Genomic DNA, 744 nt, shown 5'->3' on the forward strand with positions numbered 1-744 from the left:
CACTAGTACGATACTAGTGTTAAGGAGGCGATAGTAATGGGTAATCCGAAAAAGAATTCAAAAGACTTTGCACCAAATCAAATTGGAACACAATCAAAAAAAGCTGGTGGCAATAAAGGGAAGCAAATGCAAGACCAAACTGGCAAACAACCAATTGTTGATAACGGTTAAAAAAAGGAGAATGTCATCATTCTCCTTTTCTTTATGCATAAATTTGAGCGTATGTAGGGAAAGTAAGATGGTATTTATAACGTTAGGAGGGAATAGCATGCCAAATCCAGATAATCGAAATGACAACGCTGAGAAATTGCAAGAAATGGTGCAAAATACAATTGATAATTTTAATGAGGCGAAAGAAACAGCTGAACTGTCTAATGAAAAAGATCGTGCTGCAATTGAAGCGAAAAATGAAAGACGTTTAGAAAGTATCGATTCATTAAAAAGTGAAATTAAAGATGAATCTTAACAGAATGTACAAAAAAGGGCTGACGAAAGTCAGCCCTTTTTTGTAATTGTAAAATTTTCAACGAGTAAACGCCAATTTTGCGGGAACGGTAAACCGATTTTCCAATAGCTAATGCCGCCTATTCCTTGTTCTTTCATTAAATTAAATTTACTTTGAATAGACCTTGAATCTTCAAACCAAACTTCATGTTGTACGCCGTTTTCGTCAAAGTAATTAAAATGTGGAGCTTGAGCCGTGAAATCATAGCGGATAGGAACATTGTATTTACGAGCTAGTGC

At 35.3% G+C, this 744-nt stretch carries 2 protein-coding genes and 1 pseudogene; 2 read left to right on the plus strand and 1 reads right to left on the minus strand.

What is annotated here, in order from left to right:
• Positions 1–36 precede the first annotated feature (36 nt).
• Together sspN and tlp are read left to right on the plus strand one after the other, a co-directional pair.
• The gene (gene sspN, locus AC1DJR_RS32280) at positions 37–171 is read left to right on the plus strand and encodes an acid-soluble spore protein SspN (protein ID WP_000527988.1); all 135 of its coding nucleotides are present in this window, start codon (positions 37–39) and stop codon (positions 169–171) included.
• A gap of 97 nt (positions 172–268) precedes the next feature.
• On the plus strand, positions 269–466 hold the full coding sequence (gene tlp, locus AC1DJR_RS32285; protein WP_429687857.1) for a small acid-soluble spore protein Tlp: 198 nt from the start codon (positions 269–271) through the stop codon (positions 464–466).
• 29 nt (positions 467–495) lie between these two features.
• Here tlp and AC1DJR_RS32290 read toward each other — a convergent pair.
• Positions 496–744 (minus strand): annotated as a pseudogene (locus AC1DJR_RS32290) (glycosyl hydrolase); the annotation flags it as partial.

The sequence above is a fragment of the Bacillus sp. 05T31 genome (assembly GCF_056396725.1).

Bases quoted from the DNA above. Each gene is read 5' to 3' on its own strand.
- sspN (WP_000527988.1), top strand. From the start codon at position 37: ATGGGTAATCCGAAAAAGAATTCAAAAGACTTTGCACCAAATCAAATT.
- tlp (WP_429687857.1), top strand. From the start codon at position 269: ATGCCAAATCCAGATAATCGAAATGACAACGCTGAGAAATTGCAAGAA.